This is a genomic window from Lachnospiraceae bacterium (assembly GCA_022794035.1).
In the GTDB taxonomy this organism is placed as follows: Bacteria; Bacillota; Clostridia; order Lachnospirales; family Bianqueaceae; genus CALWPV01.
The window spans coordinates 122458-138645 of sequence record JAAWDX010000005.1 but is presented as its reverse complement, the minus strand read 5'-3'; the positions used below and the strand labels follow the sequence as shown (position 1 = coordinate 138645).

Genomic DNA, 16188 nt, shown 5'->3' with positions numbered 1-16188 from the left:
TTATTCCTACGCCGTCTATTTGATTTAGGCGTATAGTATTTTAATTTTACCATGTTTTCCGTGTCTGTCAATAGCTTGTTCGCTTTTTCGCGGTCTGCGATGGGTGGGGGAGGTGGTTGATAGGGCTGGGTATGGAGACCACTGGATGCGGTGCATGCAAAAGCCACTGAGTGCGTCAGGCATGAAGACCGCTGGATACGGTGCATACAAAGCCGCCGAGTGCGCCGGGCATGGAGACCGCTGGATACGGTGCATACAAAGCCGCCGAGTGCGCCGGGCATGGCTGAAATTAAAAATATAGCTGAACTTTTTCAGCTATTCTGGTTTCTTCCGCCGCGCCTGGCGAAATTTTACCAGCCAGTCGCCTCCTCGGAAACCACCTGTGACGTAGCGTTTCCGCCATTGCTTTTTTCTGCGCCATGCGCAGCTGAAATTTTTCAGCTAATTTCAAATTTTCCGCCACACACGGCTAAACTTATGATACAATAAGCGCAGTCAGATATATTTAGGCTAATCAAGCAATTGTGCTGCGCTATGAGTTTGGCGTTTTACGCCAAACTCCGATGTCATGCAAGAATCCCACAGGGATTCCTTGCTTCGTTTGACACAGGTCAAACGAGTGTTCAGCGCATTCTTCGCTGAACTTATGATACCCCAATCTACATATAACACTAGGAGGTTTTACATTATGAAATACAATCCATTTCAGCATCTGCCCGAGGTCCATATGACGCCCACTGTTACCCGTAAGCTCCTGGCTTACGAAGACAGCGAGGGCGGCTACACGATCAACTACATGCAGGCCAAGGCCGGCACACAGGCGCCGCTTCACAACCATCCCCACCGCCAGGTTGTTTACATGCTAAGCGGCAAGGGCGTTTTCCGCTGCGGCGAAGAGCTGCAGGCGCTTGTCCCCGGCGACGTGATCCAGATCGATCCAGACATTTTGCACACCTTTGACTCCATCACCGAGGACGCGGCCTGGCTCGAATTTTTCACGCCGCAGCGGGAGGATTACCGCCCCGAAGCCTAACAGCCTAATTTATGACCAAAAGTCCGATTTAAAGACGCGCATACCCATGGGATTGATCATGAAGGTCTGCGCTCTTTTTTTGCGCATTTCAATGCCGCGCACACGCATCAGATGCGTATAATACTCCTTATATTTAAAATCCTTAGAATTCACCGCAAACCAGTGGTGCGAAATTGCCTTTTCCCAAAGCTCAAAGCCCTCATCTGAAACCTCCATATAGGTATGCGGAATATAATCATAGGGATCCTCCCAGTTTTCACAGTAATAGAGCGCCGCAAACTTCGCCGGATATTCGCGCTCAATGCTGGAAAGCCCTGCATACTGCTGCGCATCCTTTGCAATCTGATGCGTAGCAATATGATCCTTATGAATCGAACCCTTCCAATGCGTCAGCATCACATCCGCCCGGTACTTTCGGATCACATCACAAAGCTGAAGGCCTACCTCCATATTCACCGGCAGCTCACAGTCCGGATAATCAAAGACCACGCTCTCGCCGCCCAGCATCTCCGCAAAGATGCGCGCTTCCTCCTTTTTCTGCTTCAAATAGTCCGGCACCGTTAAATGCGGCGGACAGCCCCGCTCTCCGCCCGTCAGCGCCACCGTCACAATCTTATGCCCCTTAAGCGCCATTGTCGCCAGCACGCCGCCGGCCGTCAGCTCCATATCGCCGATATGGCCGCCAACCGCCAAAATCACCTTTTGATCTGCCATTTCATTTCTCCTTTTATATTTGTATTTATAAGGAAGAAGTTCCCGCCCAAAGAGCAGGAACCTCTAAGGCTTATAAGCCGCTCCGGCTTATAAACTTTTCTCCATATCCGACCATGTTTTCACAATCTTAAAGCCCGCCGAGCTGTAAATCCGGCGCGCCGGATTGGTCTCGCCGGTAAACAGCGTCATATAGCCGGCGCCAATCTTCTTAAGCTCCAGACAAAGCGTCGAAAACAGCGATTTACCCAGCCCATACTGACGATAGTCCGAATGCACGCCGATACCCGCAAAATAGCCGCGGCCGCTCTCCTGCACGCGGATCGGCCCCGTAAAGCCCACTGCCTTTCCCTTGTGCTCCGCAATGATCACCGGATCACCGCCATCCGGCCGGCTGATATTGCCCAGAATCTCTTCCTTCCAGGCCTCGCTACCTAGATTATCAAACAGCTCCTCCATGCCATAGTGCTTCTTCGCATCATAAAAGCAAATCGAAAGATCATGCTCCGGCAGCGCATCCATCTTCGCCTGCACCTCCGGCTTCACCGCAAAATGCGCAAGCGGCAGATAAAACGAATTCTGAAACACCCTGTCCATGTAGCCCTGATTCTTAAAGAAAATATAGGCATCGCTCGCCACATCCACGCCCGGCGCATTCGGATGATCATGCCCCGCCGTGCCCGGCACAATCCACGTAAGCGCCGCCGGATTAAAGAAAATCATCTGATACTTCTCCAGCGGCATCTCCGCCGCCTCCAGAAGCGCCTGCTCCAGCGCCGCCAGAAGCGCACTGCCAATCCCCTGCCGGCGATACGCTTCGTCCACCAGCACAAACGTGATATAGGCGATAGCTTTGCCGCGTACCAGACAGCCGCCGGCAAAGCCGGAAATGGCTCCCGTTTCCGCCTTGGCGGCGAGAAGCAGCTTCGTGATGCCATCGCCGCTCGTCATAAATGTATCGACAAACGCTTCCTCGGAGAGCTTTTTATAAACCAGCTCCCCCTCGGCAGACGCGTTATAAAGCTTTGCCGCCTGTGCGGCGTCCGCCGGCTGCATGATTTGAATCTGCATAGTCTGCTCCTTTTCTTAGGCCAGGGAGCCCATCGGATCCCAGGGCTCCAGCATGATAGGCTCGCTCTGATAGGCCTGCAGCGCCTCTTCGGATAAGTATTTTTTGTGGACGACGATCTGATAGGTGTATTCGTCAAACCAGTCGTCGGTCATCACATAGTAGCCGTCCTTGCCGGGCTCCTTGCCCCAGCTGTTTTCCACGCGCCAGCGGTTTGGCTTTCCGGCCTCATCGAGATTGACGCCCTGAAATACCATGGCGTGCGTCATCAGGCTCTGGCCGTATTCGAGCCGCTCTGCCTTGTTCATGCTGAATGTCGTGCCCAGAAGCTCTGCGGTGTGATACAGATTGAGATCCATCACGCCTTCATTTCTCTCTGAGCTTTTGCCCACATCGCAGCCGAACCATACGGGCTCGTCGTCCTGCATCTGCGCGATGGCGGCCTTTTTCAGCTCCTCAATCGGCAGGTTGACATAGCGCACAATTGCTCCTTCTTTTACATTGCCTAGGAACTTCACGCTGTAGCTGTGATAATAGGGCTTGTCGGCCGTGGGCGCATTGATGCAGCTCACATAGTCGCTGAGTTTAATCTGCACATATTTTTCATAGAAGGCCTGCGGCGTGAGGTTCGTATCGCGGATGAACGCATCATCCTTATCGCGCACCTCCAGATCAAAGGTCTTGGGCGGCACACCCAGACAGATGCACAGCGCATTGTAGATAACCTTCATCATATCAGTCTTTGCTGTACGCAGCTCAGCCTCGGCAGCGCCCTGCGCATGCATGCGGCGCAAAATGCAGGCGTCCTCGCGCAGCTTTTCGGTGAGGGTCGCGTTCATTTCGTTGGTTTTAGAGGAGGAAATGGTCTCCGGCATCGCGCTCTTGGGCACTACGCCGTACTTTTCAACCAGATTGGTCAGCATATCCCACTGCCCGCCGTCGTTGAGCGGCGCCATCAAAAGATGCGCAATCAGCCGGCTGCCGCTGGGCTCCTCCAGCGTCTCCAAAATGCTTTCCAAAAAGTAATTCGCCTTCTCCAGCTTATCATAAAACAGCGTATAGTTCTGCGACAGCTCAAAGGTCTCCAGATTCAGGTTTTTCATCACCTGAAACCGCAGGCAGTTGAGCGCGGCGAACATCCAGCAGCGGCCGCTCTGCTTCTGATTGGTGATCTCTCCCTGTTTCAGGCTGACTGAAAAATGATGCGTGGTGCTGCGAAATGCCTCCGCATTTTTCGCGCTCGCCAGCAGTCCGTTATTGACCACGCTGTCCATGGCAATGCGGTTGGCGCGGTCCTGCAGAAAGCTTTTTTCCAGTTCGCTGAGCTCTTCCTTCGTGACTAATCCGTTCATAATGACCCTCCATTCTTTTCTTCCTAAAATTGGTTTCATCTTAGCACAATGCACTATCAATTTCAAATAAAAGTTCAAAATTTTTGACACTCTCTCCATTTTTTGGTATGATAAGTAAAACTTTTAAAAATCTAACAGAATGGAGAACTCGTATGACTCTTAACGAAAAAACAGCGCAGCTTGTTATGGAAAAAGCCCTGTCAAGCGGCGGTGATTTTGCTGAGATCTATCTGGAAGACGAAATCACCCATGACGTGCGCATGCTGGGTCAGGAGGTTGAGGATGCTTCCTACAGCCGCTTCCACGGCGCCGGCATCCGCGTACTCTCCGGCGACCAGTACGCCTATGCCTATACGGCAGACACCAGCGAGGAAGGCCTACTCAAGGCCGCCGCGCAGGCTGCCGCCGGGTTGAAGGGCAGCGCCTCTTTGCGGCCTGCCGCCTTTACTCCCAGCCGCTTTGAAAATGGCGTGAAAATTCCTTTTTCCGCCATCGACAACCAAAAACGCATCAACATGCTCACCCTCGGCGCGCGCGCCGCAGCCGCCTATTCCCCCGAAATTACCCAGGTCAGCACCTCCTTCATGGATACCCAAAAAGAAGTGCTCATCTGCAACAGCGAAGGGCTCTGGGTGCAGGACAGCCGCCCGCGCACGCAGATGGTCATCCAGGCCATCGCCTCCAATGGAAACGAAGCGCAGACCGGTCGTGTCCGTCCCGGGCGCACCATGGGCTTTGAAGTATACAGCGAGCTTTTTGACATCGAGGCCGAGGCCCGCGCAGCGGCAAAACAGGCCGTGACCATGCTGCACGCTCCCGAATGTCCGTCGGGTGTTATGCCCGTCGTGATGGCCGGAGGGTTCGGAGGCGTTATCTTCCATGAGGCGTGCGGCCATTCTCTCGAATCCTCCTCCGTCTCCCGCGGCAATTCCGAGTTCTGCGGCAAGCTGGGTCAGGTTGTGGCCACGCCCATTGTGACCGCGATTGACGACGGCACCATGCCCGGCGAGTGGGGCTCCTTGCATGTGGATGACGAGGGCACGCCTACTCAGCGCAACGTGCTGATTGAAAACGGCGTATTAAAAAGCTATATGGTAGACCGGATCGGCAGCCGCCGCATGGGACTGCCCATGACCGGAAGCTGCCGCCGCCAGAATTATACCTTTATTCCGACCTCCCGCATGACGAACACCTTCATTGCTCCCGGAACCGATGATGATGAAGAGATGATCCGCACGATGGGCACCGGCCTCTATGCCGCAGCCATGGGCGGCGGCTCTGTGAATCCGATCACCGGAGAGTTTAACTTTAATGTTATGGAAGGCTATCTGGTGCGCGATGGCAAGATCGTTTCGCCGGTGCGCGGCGCTACGCTGATCGGAAAGGGCTCGGAAATCCTGATGCAGATCGACCGCATAGGCCGCTCCATGAGCATGGCACAGGGCATGTGCGGCGCCTCCTCAGGCAGCATTCCGACCAACGTCGGCCAGCCCCAGATTCGTGTAAAACAGATTACCGTTGGCGGTAAAGGAGGTGCATTAGCATGACATTTGAAGCATTTAAGGATGCAGTGCTGCGCTTGGCTCTGGAAATGGGCGCTGATGCAGCTGAGATCTACTATCAGGGCTCGGAAAGCTCTCAGATCGGCGTATATCAGCAGGCTGTAGACTCCTATGTGATGAGCCAGAGCGCAGGCGTCAATCTGCGCGTGAGCGTGGGTGGCAAAAGCGGCTCTGCCTATACCGAGATTTTAGAGGATCCGGAGCCGCTTGTGGAGGCTGCTATTGACAATGCCCGCGTAATCACCTCTTCTGAGGTGCAGCCCATGCAGAAGGCCTGTGCCTATCCTCAGTTCACCGCTCCGACTGATCCCCTGCAGAATGTGTCTGAGGCAGAACGCATCGAGCGCTTAAAGGAAATGGAGCGCCATATTCTGGCCCAGGATCCGCGCGTAGTTAAAATGCCAAACGGCGCTATCTCGACCGATACCACCGTGACTAAAATTTATAATACATTAGGTCTTGCTGCTGAGGATACGCAGCATTCCTCTGCCTGCATCGCCTCCTGCGTAGTCAGCGAAAACGACGAGCTGCAAAACAGCTTTGCTTTTAAGGGCGGAGAAGAAGCCGATCAGCTGCTCCCCTGCGGCGAAAAGGCTGTTTCGGAAGCGCTAGCCAAGCTGGGCGCTGCGCCGGTAGAGAGCGGCGTTTATAACGCTGTTTTCCGGCATGATGCCTTTGCCAGCCTGCTGAGCGCCTTCTTCCCCATGTTCAATGCAGAAAACGCACAAAAGGATATGTCGCTGCTGGCCGGCCGCGAGGGCGATCCCATCGCCTCTCCCGCCGTGACGCTGGTAGATGATCCCTTATATCCCAAGTCTCCGCGCGCCTTTGACGCAGAGGGTACTCCTTCTGTCAAAACCGTGATGATTGAAAAAGGCATACTCAAAAGCCTGCTGCACAACCTGAAAACGGCTGCCGCGGCTGGCGTAGCGCCCACCTCCAATGCCGGACGTGCCTCGGCCGCGGCTCCCATTACCATCGCTCCCTCGACGATGTACATCGAGCCGGGCGAGGCCAGCTATGACGAGCTGCTGGCGCAGATGGGCGACGGCCTTGTGATCACCAGCGTGGGCGGCCTCCATGCCGGGCTGAATCCCATCTCCGGTTCCTTCTCCCTGCTGGCCGGCGGCCTGCTCGTGAAGGACGGCAAGGTCGTGCAGAGCGTGAATCAGATCACCATCGCCGGGTCGTTCGAGTCCCTGTTTGGCGGCATTGCCGCTGTGGGCAGTGATCTGAAATTCGGCCATGGCGGCATCGGCTCGCCCAGTGTCTATGTGACGGATGTGCGCGTAGCCGGCAAATAAAGCGTGAAAAAGAGGGCTGCTCAAATGCAGCCCCTTTCTATTTTGCATGTCGGCCTGAGACAATCTATGGACGCCACCGACATGCATTTTGCTTGTTTGCATGTCGACCGAGGTCAATCTATGGACACCACCGGCATGCATTTTGCTTGTTTGCATGTCGGCCTGAATTAATCTACGTACGCCATCGACATGCATTTTGCTCGTTTGCATGTCGGCCTGAGGCAATCTATGGATGCCATCAGCATGCATTTTGCCCATTTGCATGTCGATCCGAACCAATCTGCGTGCACCGCCAGCATGCGGGACGGACCTCACCAACTATTAAGGAGCTGCTCATGAAACACAAACCACTCATTTTCAGCCTTTTCTGCGCTATCCTGCTATGCATAGGTATATATGCTTTTTCAGGCTCTTCCCCCAAGCCCTTCTGGCAGCAGCTTGGCGCGCAGCGCGAACAGGTCGATGCGGTTCGCTTTACCTACCACGGCCAAAGCGTTTCCTTAGATCGCCGGGATACGACTCGCTTCTTAGACGCCATCAGCGCGTCAGAGCCGGCCGTCATATCGGAAGCGCATGAATTTACTCCTTGTGACATCACGGTCACCTTTCTCTGCGGCGAGGCCGAATATCTGCTGACTTTTTACTGGTTTCCCTACGATACCATGCCCGGAGAAACGCCCGGCGCACTCTTCGATTATGCTGATTCCTATCAGCCGCCTCTGTTTGAGCGCATCGGGAACCGCTTTGATGTGATCATCGACGGCCAAAAATACCACTACCGCTTCACCGGCAGCACTATGTGGACGGAAGAGGATATGCGCGCCGCCTACAACAACGCTGTTTCGGTCTATAACCGCTCATCAGAGCAGCGGCTTCTGTCCATGGCCAAGCTCGACGGCGCTGCCGGCTCCTATTCTCCCGGCGGTCTGCTGAGCGCGCACCCCTATTCATTAGAAGAAATCCTCTCCGAAAGCGATCTGATCTTTTTAGCTACGCACGAAGGAATTTGCATCGACAGATTCCCCGCCTCGCAGAATCCCATCCGCTATAACTGGGACCACTTTCATATTCAGGAGGTGCTAAAGGGCGAGGCCAATTCGCCCTGGTACAAATTGCTCTCCTCTTCCTTTGGCAAATTCTGTATGCTGAACGATCAGCTTCTGGTGGCCTATCCCCGCGCCTACGCGCCTGATTTTAAGCCGGAACTCACCTACCTGATCTGCGTCAAGCAAACAGAAGACGGCGATGTGTATTTTGGTCAATACAGCACCGCCGTCCTCGATCAGGATACGCTGTTTCCGCGGTTTAACACCGAGGATCATCCATTTTACAATATCAGTCTCTCGCAGCTGCGAGAGCGCTTAGCTTCCGACTAAGCACCGGCGCCTGCCGCACGAGCTCCTGACAGATCCGCGTTCTCCAAAACGCAAACGCCAGAAGTCCGTCCCGATCCTCCGATTCTGACAACAAATATTCCTCATAGCCATAGGCGCTTTTACTCAGCTGCCACAGATACACATACGGCATCGCCGCCAGATCTGCCTGGCTGAGCGGCGCCTGCTGCAAATACGCAGCCACATACTGAAGCAGCTCATCTGCGTCAATTTTCGCCGCACGGCGGCAAAATGACGACGTCTGTACATAGGAGCGCATCACCTCCCACACGAGGGGGAGCGTGCAGGCCGCAGAGAAGTCGATCACCACGCGGATGTGCCCGTCGCCGCAGATCAACTGACAGCCCTGAAAGTCGCCGTGTGACGGAGCGCAGGCGGCGCGGCGGCATATTTCCATCCACTGGCGGTTTTGCTGCAGGATTCTGCTTTTCTCATGCAGATCCTGCTTTATTTTTTGGTAGTTTTTGTCTGTGCGGTGCGCCTCGAGCACCGAAAGCAGCCGGGTAAGCTTTGCCTCTGTCTGCGCCAAGGATGCTTCTGTAAACTCGATTTTGCCGCTTGGCAGCGCGCAGCCTGCCATCGCGGTATGGAGCCTGCCCAGCAGAGCGCCCATCTCCATCAGCAGCTCCTTGGGAAAGTCATCATAGCCATAGGCCGTGCCTTCGATGTATTCCTGCAGGCAGATCAGATGCCCCTGTTCTACAATAAAGGGCCCGCCGCTTTTCGTTCTGATAAACTGCGCTGTGCGGATGCCTCTCTCAGCCAGCCTGCGCGTGAGGTCGGCTTCGCGCAGCAGCGCCGCCTCCTGCATGCTGCTTTGAAATTCTTTTAAAAAATAGCTCTGGTGCAGCGTATAGAGCCGGTAGCAGTTCGCCGTCCCCAGCGGCAGACGCTCTGCCCGCTGCACCTCGATTCCATATTCCTTATTAACCAGTGCCCTAATCCTTGCCGGATCCAGCACCGAAGCCTCCAGCGCCATTATAATGCCGTTCCTTTCTTCGGGCGGTACAGCCCCGCCATGTCGGCGCCCTCCAGCGTGAGCAGCTGGATTTTTTTGTCCAGTCCTCCGGCATAGCCCGTCAGGCTGCCGCCGCTGCCTACCACTCGGTGACATGGAATGATGATTGAAATGGGATTATGCCCCACAGCGCCTCCAACAGCCTGCGCCGACATCGTACTTTTTCCTGTTTTTTCAGCGATCCGGCGTGCAATCGCTCCATACGTCGTCAGGCCGCCGTACGGAATCTCGCAGAGAATCTGCCACACCATCTGCCGGAACTCGCTGCCGTGCGGCGCCAGCTTCGGAGCCTGCGGCCCCAGAATCGCCGGCTGCTTCCCTGCAAAATAAGCGTCCAGCCAGGCGGCCGTTTTTTCAAAAACAGGCAGGCATACGCCCTGCACCGCTTCGCCCAGCGTTTCACTGAAATATTTCTGTCCCTCAATCCAGAGCCCGATCAGCGCCTCGCCATCTGAAGCCAGGTGGATCCATCCCACCGGCGATTCATATTGCCAAAGATATTCCACAGCTATACCTCCTTTTCCTCAAACAGCTCAAAATCCGCCAGCGAATACCATACGCGCCCATCCAGCCCCTTTGCCGTCTGCGCATGCAGCATCGAAGAAAGCACCGCCTCATTGGTCGCCTCAGCCGCCGCCCGGAACGCTACGTCCAGCAGCTCCTCCTTCACCTGCCGGCGGCTCTCGAACGCCTCGTCCTCGTCATACGCCTGCGCCGTGCTAAAGGCGAGCATGATCTCCCCGCTGCCATGGCCAATAAAGGATCCAGTACGAGCCAGTCCTGCTCCCGCTCTGCGGGCAATCCGCTGCAGCTGCCTGAACGTTACCGGAAGGTCGGTTGCCAGCACGACCATAATCGAGCCCTTGTCTACCTGCGCCGGGGTGAAGTCTTTCGTTTTCATGAGCTCCAGCACTTCCCGCCCTACAGGGCGGCCGTTTACTACAAAGTCGGCGGTGCTGCCGTAGTTGGACTGTACGAGAATGCCCAGTGTGAAGCTTTGGCCGCCGATTTTCATGATGCGCGAGGCGGAGCCGATGCCGCCTTTAAATCCATAGCAGAGTGTGCCGGTGCCGGCGCCGATGCTGCCTTCCTCGAAGTCGGGGCGGGCGTTTTTGATGGCGGCTTTTACATGGGCAGCTGTGACGGCGCGCTGAGCAATCCGGTTGAGTGAGCTGTCGTTGCATTCGCCGACTACGGCGTTGACGGATACACAGTCGGTTCCGTCCTCTTCACAGCGTGTGAGCGTATAATCGACCAGTGCGTCGTGCACCAGCCCTACGTTGAGCGTATTGGTGAGCGCGATCGGCGTTTCCAGCGTACCGAGCTCCTGTATCTGGATCGTGCCCAGCGTCTTGCCGTAGCCATTGTGGACATAGGCCGCGCCTACGCGCTTATGTTTGAAAATATTATCGGTGCAGGGCATGATGACGGTCACACCGGTATGGTGGTCGCCCTCGTGGATGGTGGTGTGTCCCACTGTAACGCCCGGCACGTCGCTGATTAAGTTCCTTGGTCCATGCGGCATCACGCCGCATGGGATATTCCATTTTTCAATTCCCATTGTATGCCTCGTTTCTTGATGGATGTTGTTGCGCTGCTTGCGCTCGCGCCCTCGCCACACCCGTGCGCCCCGCGTGGCGGAAAAATTGAAATTAGCTGAAAAATTTCAGCCATGTCTGGCGGAACGGGCGGGTGGTGGTGGAAAACTCCCCGTCACAAACAGCTTCTGAAAAGTCTATGGCTGACAAAGTTCTCCCAGATATGGCGGAACAGGTCAAAATAGCTGAAAATCTTCAGCCATTCTTGCGATTTCAGCCAAGGCTGACGCAGGCCATAGGCCATAAGCCACAAACCACAGGCCACAAGCGCGCCAGCAAATAGATAGAAAAAGAGAGCAATCCCCATTTTCCGGAGACACTCTCTTAGTCCACTGATTATTTCTCTTCCTTTTTCCCGGGATTGATGCTTACACCGCGGTTCTTATCGCCCTCGGCATTCACACCGAACTCATAATCATTGCCGGGCAGGATGATGTTGAGCACAATACCTGCGATGGCCGCTACGGCAAGCCCTGTCAGCGTAATCGATACGCTGCCGACCGTAAAGGTCAGTCCGCCGCCAAAGCCCAGGCCACATACAAAGATCACAGCCGCAATGATCAGGTTGCGCGATTTGGTCAGATCCACCTTGTTTTCTACTACATTACGCACGCCGATGGCGGAAATCATCCCGTACAGCATAAAGCTAACGCCGCCGATAATGGCAGCCGGCATCGTGCTGATCACAGAAGAAACCTTGGGAATGAAGCTCAGCAGGATAGCAAAGATGGCCGCAATCCGGATCACACGCGGATCATGCACTCTGGAAAGCTCCAGCACGCCCGTGTTCTCGCCATAGGTGGTATTCGCCGGGCCGCCCACCAGGCCGGCCAGCGAAGTGGCAATGCCATCGCCGATCAGCGTACGGTGCAGGCCGGGATCCGCAATATAGTTTTCACCCACCGTTGCCGAAATTGCCGACATATCGCCGATGTGCTCCATCATGGTCGCCAGCGCGATCGGCGCCATCACCAGAATCGCCGTGATATCAAACTTGCAGATCTCAAAGGGCGGCAGACCTACCCAGCTGGCTTCGGCAATCGGCGCAAAATTCAGGATCGCAGAACCATCCGGATTCGTCAGCCCGCACAGATGCATGATCACAGCCGCCGCATAGGCGATCACCACACCCATCAAAATGGGAATGATGCGGAACATTCCTTTGCCCCAGATATTGAAAATGATGATCGTTCCTAATGCAATCAGCGCCAGAATCCAGTTGCTGGATGCATTGGTAATCGCAGAGCCTGCCAGGCTCAGTCCGATGCAGATAATGATCGGCCCCGTCACCACCGGCGGCAGGAAGCGCATCACCCGCTTCACTCCTACCAGCTTGATAATCAGCGCCATGATCAAGTACAGCGCGCCGGCTACCACAATACCGCCGCAGGCGTAAAGGATCTTCTCGTTCATCGCCATGCCGGCATAAATGCCGCTGTCAAGCGCTGCAATGGTGGAGAAGCCACCAAGGAAGGCGAAGGATGAGCCTAAAAAGGCCGGCACCTTCATTTTAGCGCACACATGGAAAAACAGCGTTCCAAAGCCGGCACAGAACAGTGTCACCTGTACGGTAAGCGCCTGCGTAAGCTCCCCGCTAAAATAGCTGTTCACCAGAATCGGCACCAGAATCGTAGCGCCAAACATAGCAAACATATGCTGGATCCCCAGCAGCAGCATTTTCGGAATGCCCAGCGTTCGCGCGTCGCGAATGGGCGCATTAGGATTGTTCATCGCGTATATCCTCCTAAGATATGTAATTGTCCGGCCGTTACCCGGCCACAGGCTATTATAACGAGTTTGCTGCCAGATAGCAAGACAATTTTTCTGAAAAATCGGCAAAATTCAAAACTGGCCGAGGTATGATAAAAAGCTAATCCGAAAAACACATACACTGCGCTGACAATGCACATTAAAGCCACAAAATACAATTTTAATTTTATCATTTTTAATATAATGATAAAATTAACCATTGACATTGATGCAAATGCTCAATACAATATAATCACTAAAAACAATCAAATTCATAATAAACGGAGAAACCAAATGAGAGCCTTTTACTTCAAATCAGAATATAACAAACTTCTGACACCCGAGGTCGTGGCCTATCTGACTCAGATTCACGAATACAGAGGTCAGCAGAATCTTTTCATCGAAGCCAAGCCAGATGCGCTTTCCGCTCTCCTAGAGGTAGCAAAGATTCAAAGCACCGAAGCATCGAATCGCATTGAAGGAATCATCACTACCGATGATCGACTGAAGCAAATAGTCCGGGACAAGACCATGCCCACAACCCGCAGTGAAAAAGAAATTGCTGGTTATCGTGATGTCCTTGCGACGATCCATGAAAGCCATGACTATATCTCACCAAACCCATCTGTTATTCTACAGTTCCACCGTGACCTGTATAAGTTCAGCGGCAAAACAATCGGCGGTAGCTTCAAAAATTCGGATAATGTGATCGCAGAAGAACTGCCGGATGGGCGACGAATCGTGCGTTTCCAGCCTGTTCCCGCATGGGAAACACCGGAAGCACTCCATGCACTGTGCCATTCTTTTCAAGAAGCACTACAAGATTCTGAACTAGATCCGCTGCTGCTCATCCCTATTTTCATTTTAGATTTTCTCTGCATCCATCCATTCAACGATGGTAATGGCCGCATGAGCCGCCTATTGACGCTCTTGCTTCTGTACCGCTCTGGCTATATTGTCGGCAAGTATATCAGCATTGAGAAACTAATCTCCGACACCAAAGAAACCTATTATGAAGCATTGCAATCCAGCTCCTGCAACTGGTATGAAGCTACCAACGACTACATGCCGTTTGTTACCTATATGCTAGGCATTCTTATGGCCGCTTACCGCGATTTTGAAAGCAGAGTCAAACTGCTGACCAACCATGCCCTTTCCAAGCCCGGCCGGGTGCGAGAGATCATTAAAAACCATCTTGGCAAGATCACAAAAAGTGAGATCATGGCGCAGTGCCCGGACATCAGTCAGATCACCGTCCAGCGTGCGTTAGCAGATCTGCTGAAAACAGGTGAGATCCTAAAAGTCGGCGGCGGACGGTACACGTCCTACGTTTGGAATGAGAAATAAAAGCAAACCTCCCCGCTAACCTTCCCAACACATAGAGAAACGCCAAAAACCATTGTCCTCAATGGCTTTTGGCGTTTTATACACTCTTTTACATTTTCAGCCCTTCAAATACTTTTCAAACCAGTCGCCCATCTCCGTCAGACGAGAGATCCGGTTCTTCGGCTTGCCGCTTCTGGAAAGCTCATGCGTCTCCCCATGGAAGAGCGCAATCCGGCTCGGCACGCCGTTTTGCTGCAGCGCGTTAAACATCTGCACCGCACCGCTCATCCAACAGCGATAATCCTCATCCGACTGGATAAACAGGGTCGGCGTCTTCGCATTCGGCGCATACTTAAGCGGCGAAATCTCCCACACCTGATCAAAATCATTCCACGGATCGCCGCCCGCCTGCGGCATATCGTAGGTAATCCCGATATCCGTACACATCAGCTTCGTAAAGTAGTTAGAAATACTGCGCTGCGAAGCTGCGGCCGCATAGCGGTCGGTATGACCGATCATCCAGTTGCACATATATCCGCCGTAAGAGCCGCCGCAGATGCCGATATGCTCCGCATCCAGCTCCGGATAGCGCCGGATCATCTCATCGGTAAAGTCCATAAAATCATCATAATCAATCGTACCCAGCATGCCGTTAATCTTCGCAAAGGCATCGCCGCGGCCGTCGCTGCCGCGCGGATTGGTATAAAACACAAAATACCCCTGATTCGCATAGCACTGCATCTCATGATGGAACACACTGCCAAACGCCACCTTCGGTCCGCCGTGCATCTCCAAAATACCCGGGTACTTCTTGCCCTTCTCAAAGCCAAGCGGCTTCAGCACATAACCCTCCAGCGTCACGCCTGCACGGTTCTCAAACGTAAAATACTCCGGCGTAATCACATTGTGGCTCTGCATATACGGCTGGTTCAGCGCTGTCAGGCGCGTCTCCTTGCCGTCCGCCAGCTCATAGATCTCCACCAAATCATTGCCCCGCATAGCGGTAAAAAGGATGTAGCCGTTTGCCATGTCGAAGGCATTGATGGATCCGGGCGTCACACAAACCTTTTCTATCGTTCCCTCGTGATCCATGCGCACCAGATGCACATTGCCCCAAACCGTCTGCGTAAAATACAGATAGCCATTTTCATATTTCATGCCATTGCCGCCGCCCATATTAGCATCGGAGCCAACGCCGCCATGGGGCGAAGCATCGGGGAAGGGCAGCTTTTTGCTGGTCTGCGTCTTCAAATTGTAGATATAGTAATCCGGGTTGTCGCCGCGCTTTTCATCCTCCAGCCCCGTATAGAAAATTTCGTCATCTCCCATGAAATAGAAGCTGCCAACGGCAAGTGTGCCTTGCGGAATCAGCGTCGTTGTTTCGCCCGTGGCGATATCGTACAGATACATGCCGCTCGTGCGCTGCAGCACGTCGGTGTATTCGCAGCCGCCGAACACGACCTTTGTCTTATCCGGAGAAAGCTGCATGCCCATCATGTCGAGATACTTCGGCGTGATGGCCTTGGTCTCACCGTCCTTGTGCAGCATCAGCGTGCTGCGCTTTTTGTTGATGACCTTGCGGCCGTTGAACCAGAAGGGGAATTCGTCAAACACCCAGAAATCCTTGCCGAGCTCTGCCTTATTCTCAGCCTTTTCTTCGGCGCCCGTCTCGACCACCGTCGTGTACAGATAGGTGTTTTCATCGATGAGCTTGATCTGTCCCGCGCGCTCCGGTACGGTCAGATAGGGCTGCGCCTCGCCGCCGTGAATATTGATTTTGTACCAGCAGGTACCCTCTGTTTTCTGCCGGTGGCAGACAAAGGCTACCGTCTCGGCGTCCAGCCAGAATGCGCCGCGCTCGTCGCCGCCGCTGGTCAGCGCATGATACTCCTTGGTTTTGAGATCGATCACCCAGATCTCGGAGGTGTATCCGTTTTTCTCTTCTACCGCGTTTTGCTTAGCAAAGATCGCGTGAGCTCCGTCCGGCGCAATCACCGGATCGGAGAGAAAGTTAAATTGATATAGGTCCTGATATACAACGTTTTCCATAGTAATCTCCCTTATTTAGCAGC

General features: G+C 54.0%; 16 protein-coding genes. 7 read left to right on the top strand and 9 right to left on the bottom strand.

What is annotated here, in order from left to right:
* Nucleotides 1-289: 289 nt before the first annotated feature.
* Nucleotides 290-451: a hypothetical protein gene (locus tag HFE64_05350; GenBank protein ID MCI8632892.1), complete on the bottom strand. Its 162-nt coding sequence runs from the start codon at nt 449-451 to the stop codon at nt 290-292.
* Nucleotides 452-646: 195 nt separating this feature from the next.
* On the opposite strand from HFE64_05350, the gene HFE64_05345 reads away from it, so the two are divergent.
* Nucleotides 647-1033 (top strand): cupin domain-containing protein, encoded by a 387-nt coding sequence (locus HFE64_05345; GenBank protein ID MCI8632891.1) that lies wholly within the window; start codon nt 647-649, stop codon nt 1031-1033.
* A 9-nt stretch (nt 1034-1042) separates the two neighbouring features.
* On the opposite strand, the gene HFE64_05340 is transcribed toward HFE64_05345, so the two are convergent.
* The 3 genes from HFE64_05340 to HFE64_05330 form a co-directional block, all read right to left on the bottom strand.
* On the bottom strand, nt 1043-1747 hold the full coding sequence (locus HFE64_05340; protein MCI8632890.1) for a PIG-L family deacetylase: 705 nt from the start codon (nt 1745-1747) through the stop codon (nt 1043-1045).
* 87 nt (nt 1748-1834) lie between these two features.
* Nucleotides 1835-2815 (bottom strand): GNAT family N-acetyltransferase, encoded by a 981-nt coding sequence (locus tag HFE64_05335; protein ID MCI8632889.1) that lies wholly within the window; start codon nt 2813-2815, stop codon nt 1835-1837.
* Between the two features lie 15 nt (nt 2816-2830).
* Nucleotides 2831-4165 carry a C1 family peptidase gene (locus tag HFE64_05330; protein MCI8632888.1) on the bottom strand — a complete coding sequence of 445 codons (1335 nt, stop codon included), beginning with the start codon at nt 4163-4165 and terminating at the stop codon, nt 2831-2833.
* Between the two features lie 152 nt (nt 4166-4317).
* Here HFE64_05330 and HFE64_05325 point away from each other — a divergent pair, with 152 nt between their 5' ends.
* The 4 genes from HFE64_05325 to HFE64_05310 all read left to right on the top strand — a co-directional run bounded on the left by HFE64_05325 (nt 4318) and on the right by HFE64_05310 (nt 8407).
* The gene (locus HFE64_05325) at nt 4318-5712 is read left to right on the top strand and encodes a TldD/PmbA family protein (GenBank protein MCI8632887.1); all 1395 of its coding nucleotides are present in this window, start codon (nt 4318-4320) and stop codon (nt 5710-5712) included.
* Nucleotides 5709-7031 carry a TldD/PmbA family protein gene (locus tag HFE64_05320; GenBank protein MCI8632886.1) on the top strand — a complete coding sequence of 441 codons (1323 nt, stop codon included), beginning with the start codon at nt 5709-5711 and terminating at the stop codon, nt 7029-7031. The genes HFE64_05325 and HFE64_05320 overlap by 4 nt, the downstream gene beginning before the upstream one ends.
* 24 nt (nt 7032-7055) lie before the next feature.
* A complete protein-coding gene (locus HFE64_05315; protein ID MCI8632885.1) occupies nt 7056-7202 on the top strand; it encodes a hypothetical protein in 147 nt (48 codons plus the stop codon).
* Between the two features lie 164 nt (nt 7203-7366).
* Nucleotides 7367-8407, top strand: coding sequence for a hypothetical protein (locus HFE64_05310; protein MCI8632884.1), 1041 nt, complete (start codon nt 7367-7369; stop codon nt 8405-8407).
* On the opposite strand, the gene HFE64_05305 is transcribed toward HFE64_05310, so the two are convergent.
* Genes HFE64_05305 through HFE64_05295 form a run of 3 tightly spaced genes read right to left on the bottom strand, consistent with a single transcriptional unit; the run spans nt 8367 to nt 11004 of the window.
* On the bottom strand, nt 8367-9404 hold the full coding sequence (locus HFE64_05305) for a phosphotransferase (protein ID MCI8632883.1): 1038 nt from the start codon (nt 9402-9404) through the stop codon (nt 8367-8369). The genes HFE64_05310 and HFE64_05305 overlap by 41 nt on opposite strands.
* Complete coding sequence (locus HFE64_05300; protein ID MCI8632882.1) at nt 9404-9949, bottom strand: methylated-DNA--[protein]-cysteine S-methyltransferase; 546 nt, start codon at nt 9947-9949, stop codon at nt 9404-9406. Before HFE64_05300 ends, HFE64_05305 begins: the two co-directional genes overlap by 1 nt.
* 2 nt (nt 9950-9951) lie before the next feature.
* A complete protein-coding gene (locus HFE64_05295) occupies nt 9952-11004 on the bottom strand; it encodes a P1 family peptidase (protein ID MCI8632881.1) in 1053 nt (350 codons plus the stop codon).
* Nucleotides 11005-11180: 176 nt separating this feature from the next.
* Between HFE64_05295 and HFE64_05290 the strand changes: the two genes are divergently transcribed.
* Nucleotides 11181-11324 carry a hypothetical protein gene (locus HFE64_05290; protein MCI8632880.1) on the top strand — a complete coding sequence of 48 codons (144 nt, stop codon included), beginning with the start codon at nt 11181-11183 and terminating at the stop codon, nt 11322-11324.
* Nucleotides 11325-11377: 53 nt separating this feature from the next.
* On the opposite strand, the gene HFE64_05285 is transcribed toward HFE64_05290, so the two are convergent.
* On the bottom strand, nt 11378-12772 hold the full coding sequence (locus tag HFE64_05285) for a uracil-xanthine permease (protein MCI8632879.1): 1395 nt from the start codon (nt 12770-12772) through the stop codon (nt 11378-11380).
* A gap of 312 nt (nt 12773-13084) precedes the next feature.
* Between HFE64_05285 and HFE64_05280 the strand changes: the two genes are divergently transcribed.
* Complete coding sequence (locus HFE64_05280) at nt 13085-14137, top strand: Fic family protein (protein MCI8632878.1); 1053 nt, start codon at nt 13085-13087, stop codon at nt 14135-14137.
* Between the two features lie 96 nt (nt 14138-14233).
* On the opposite strand, the gene HFE64_05275 is transcribed toward HFE64_05280, so the two are convergent.
* On the bottom strand, nt 14234-16165 hold the full coding sequence (locus HFE64_05275) for a S9 family peptidase (GenBank protein ID MCI8632877.1): 1932 nt from the start codon (nt 16163-16165) through the stop codon (nt 14234-14236).
* Between the last annotated feature and the right edge of the window lie 23 nt (nt 16166-16188).